4 protein-coding genes are annotated in these 3,705 nt (G+C 71.8%); all 4 read left to right on the forward strand.

The window, feature by feature from the left end; genetic code table 11:
* Nucleotides 1–76: 76 nt before the first annotated feature.
* A complete protein-coding gene (locus ABZ749_RS31465) occupies nt 77–1,207 on the forward strand; it encodes a hypothetical protein (protein WP_357234184.1) in 1,131 nt (376 codons plus the stop codon).
* Nucleotides 1,208–1,381: 174 nt separating this feature from the next.
* On the forward strand, nt 1,382–2,149 hold the full coding sequence (locus ABZ749_RS31470) for an SGNH/GDSL hydrolase family protein (RefSeq protein WP_357194723.1): 768 nt from the start codon (nt 1,382–1,384) through the stop codon (nt 2,147–2,149).
* 2 nt (nt 2,150–2,151) lie between these two features.
* Nucleotides 2,152–2,598, forward strand: coding sequence for a hypothetical protein (locus ABZ749_RS31475; RefSeq protein ID WP_357234187.1), 447 nt, complete (start codon nt 2,152–2,154; stop codon nt 2,596–2,598).
* A gap of 19 nt (nt 2,599–2,617) precedes the next feature.
* Nucleotides 2,618–3,520: a sulfurtransferase gene (locus ABZ749_RS31480; protein WP_357234190.1), complete on the forward strand. Its 903-nt coding sequence runs from the start codon at nt 2,618–2,620 to the stop codon at nt 3,518–3,520.
* Nucleotides 3,521–3,705 lie beyond the last annotated feature (185 nt).

Raw genomic sequence — 3,705 nt, forward strand, 5'->3', positions numbered from 1 at the left:
GACGGCAACTAGCCACGGCCAGGCGCTCGTCTTGGGTGGTGTCAGGCACGGTAAGCCTCCACAAAGGACAACGACGATGAACCTCGGCCCGTTCACCCACACCACCCGTCCCGCCTCGGCCCGCCGTTCCGGCGCGCTCGCCGGTACCGCCGCACTGCTGCTTCTGGCGTTCGGCGCTGCGGCCTGCGGCACCGCCGACCCGAAGACCACGCCCGCTCCGACCGAAACCGCCGCCGCCACCGCCGTTCCCGCGACCGGTGACACCCCGGCCGCCGGCACGGGCGGCTCCGTGCCGGATGCGGCCTCGGCCGTCGCGCCGGCCCGCCCGGCGGTCGGCTCGACGCAGTGGCCGCAGCTCACCTGGTACACCGCTGAGGAGCACGGCCAGAAGCAGAACGATCCGGCCCGGATCTGGCGGCGTACCCCCGGTGGGAGCTGGCAGTTGGTGCGTTCGGGCCGCCCCGAGAACAGCAAGAACCTCAATGGCCCGCTCGCCGTCTCGCCGGACGGCCGACGGGCAGCCTGGATGGAAGCCTCTGCCCGCCGACTGGTGATCAGCGAGTTCGACGGCACGAAGCGGCACGTCATCCCGACCCAGGGTCAGCAGACGTGCGCGCCGAGCTGGCTCGACTCCGGGCGGGTGCTGTACGGCCTGGGGCCGGAGAAGGAGCTAACGCTCATCGCGGTCAACGCCGACGGGACCGGGCAGAAGGTGCTCGCCACCCACCACCCGAAGTGCCCGACGGTGTCCGGTGGATGGATCGCCCAGGTCGGCGCGCAGACCGTGGCGATCGCTGACGAGCGAGGCGTCCGACGTGCGATCAGCCCGCGCCTCCCCGCCGGCCTCGTCATCGGCGGAGTGGCGGCGATCTCCGGCAACGGCCGGACGCTGGTGATCAGCGCCCACACGACCAGCCCCGGGGGATGTGCCTGCAGCGAGCGGTTCCGCAGCTACCGGATCGACGCGGTCAGCGGGGCCGTCACCGAGCTGGCGCCGCTGGACCCGGCGTGGAAGCAGCCGACCGGGCACGGCGAAGCCATCGACGGGGTCGTCCTGGCCGACGGCGGTCTGGTGGTGCAAGTCAACGCGGCGACGCCGGCGGACGGCGCGCCGGCGTACCGGCTGGTCCGTTACGCCGCCAGCGGTCGGGTGCTGGCCACCGCGTCGGTGCCCGCCGGCCAGCCGTGGGGTGGTCTGCTGGGCTGAGCTCCCGGTGCAGCGTCACCGGGTATGAGGGACCGGCCACTCACGGGGGTGGCCGGTCCGCCCGTCGTCGTCCGCGCAATGACCTCCGACACGTAGTGGATTCGGGGCGGTGCCGGGCGTTGCTGCGGTGACAGACTGGTCGCCGCAGGCAACGGGTGGCGTGAGGAGGCGCGGGTGCGCTGGGGCAGTTTTGTCGCGGTCGGGGACAGCTTCACCGAGGGTATGGACGACGCGTACCCGGACGGCACTTTCCGAGGCTGGGCGGACCTGGTGGCGACCCGGCTCGCCGCCGACGCGGGGCCCGACTTCCGGTACGCGAACCTGGCCATCCGGGGCCGGCTCTTCCCCAGCGTGGTCGCCGAGCAGGTGCCCTCCGCCGTGGCGATGAAGCCGGACCTGATCAGTTTCGCGGCCGGTGGCAACGACGTGCTGCGGCGCACCTTCGACCCGGACACGCTGGTCGCCCGCTTCGACGAGGTGGTCCGGCAACTGCGTTCGGGTGGCGCGGACGTGCTCCTCTTCCGGTTCGCTGACGTGATGGCCCGACTGCCCGGCCAACGCCTCGTCGCCCCCCGGGTGCAGCTGCTCAATCAGGCGGTCGGTGAGACCGCCGAGCGGCACGGCGCCATCATGGTCGACCTGTACGCCGACGACACGTTCCTCAACCCCATGCTCTGGAGCACCGACCGGCTGCACCTCTCCCCGGCCGGGCACCGCCGGGTCGCCGGGCAGGTGCTGAACGCCCTCGGGGTTGGTTGCGACGAGGAGTGGCTGATGGTTCCGCCGCACCCGGCGCCGTCACCATGGTTGGCCGCCCGCGCTTCCGACCTGCGGTGGGCCGGTCAGTACCTCGCCCCCTGGGTGAAGCGGCGGCTGACCGGTCGGTCGTCCGGCGACACTGTGACGGCGAAGCGCCCGCAACTCGGCCCGCTCGTCGACTGATCATGCTCACAGTGCACACGGCGGCCCTGCTGCGCCGTGACCCGGACGGCGAGCCGTTGCCCGACCACGCCGTGCTGGTCAGTGGCGACCGGATCGAGGCCGTCGGCCCACTGGCCGAGCTGAGTTCGGCGTACGCCAACGCCCGGGTTCGCCGCTGGCCCGGCTCGCTGGGGCCGGGTCTGCTGCACGACAGGCCGCTGCCGCCCGCCCCGACCCCGCGTGAGCGGGTGCACGCGCTGCTGCGTACCGGGGTGACGGCGGTGCTGGCGGAGCACCTGACCGACCCTGCCCTGCGGGCCGCAGCCGAGCGTGGCGACCTGCTGGTGCTGGCCACCGCCGTGGCGCCGACGCTGCGTCCGGGCGGGCGGGCCGACCTCGCGGTGCACGGCCTCGACGGCACCTGCCTGGTGACAGTCGTCGCTGGTCGGATAGCCCACCGACGCGCCTGAACGGCGTACCTTGGGGATCATGTCTGTGCCGAACGATCCCGATCCCCGCCTCCAGTCGTACGCGGACCCGCAGCGGCTGGTCACCACCGAGTGGCTGGCCGAGCATCTGGGCGATGAGGGCCTCGTCGTCGTCGAGTCCGACGAGGATGTGCTGCTCTACGAATCCGGTCACATTCCCGGTGCGGTCAAGGTCGACTGGCACCTGGAGCTGAACGATCAGGTGACCCGGGACTACCTGGACGCCACGAGCTTCGCCGAGATGTGTGCCGCGAAGGGCATCGGCCGGGGCGACACCGTCGTCTTCTACGGCGACAACTTCAACTGGTGGGCCGCGTACGCCCTCTGGGTCTTCTCGCTCTTCGGTCACGCCGATGTGCGACTGCTCGACGGCGGCCGGCAAAAGTGGATCGCCGAGGGGCGTGAGGTGACCCGCGACAAGACGGCTCGCCCGCGCGCCGACTATCCGGTGCCGTTGCGTGACGACGCCCCGCTGCGGGCCTTCCGGGAGCAGGTCATGGCGCACGTCGCGTCCGGCCGGCCACTCGTCGACGTCCGGTCGCCGGGCGAGTACACGGGCGAGATGCTGCACATGCCGGACTACCCGCAGGAGGGCGCGCTGCGCGGTGGGCACATCCCGGGCGCGGTCAGCAAGCCGTGGAAGTCCGCCGCCAACGAGGACGGCACGTTCAAGTCGGCCGACGAGCTGAAGGTGATCTACGCCGACCAGCTCGGGCTGAGCCCGGACGACGACGTGATCGCGTACTGCCGGATCGGCGAGCGGTCCAGCCACACCTGGTTCGTGCTGCGGCACCTGTTGGGCTACCCGCAGGTGCGCAACTACGACGGCTCGTGGACCGAGTGGGGCAACCTGGTCCGGGCACCAGTGGTCAAGGGTGACCAGCCCGGTGGCCTGACCGCCTGACCGGTTCGTCGTGTGATCGACTCGGGTTCCCTGATGTCGGGCTGTCCCCTTCGCTGGGACACCGCGGTATCTGTGAACCCGAGTCGATCACGTCGACCCGACGCGACCCTCGTCAGCTGGCCAGTGCGATCACGCCGCGCAGGTCGCGGACGATTCCGGTGATCTCGCCGGTCTCCGGGTGCCAG

Origin of the sequence: Micromonospora sp. NPDC047753 (assembly GCF_040642735.1) — a bacterium.
Classification (GTDB): Bacteria; Actinomycetota; Actinomycetes; order Mycobacteriales; family Micromonosporaceae; genus Micromonospora.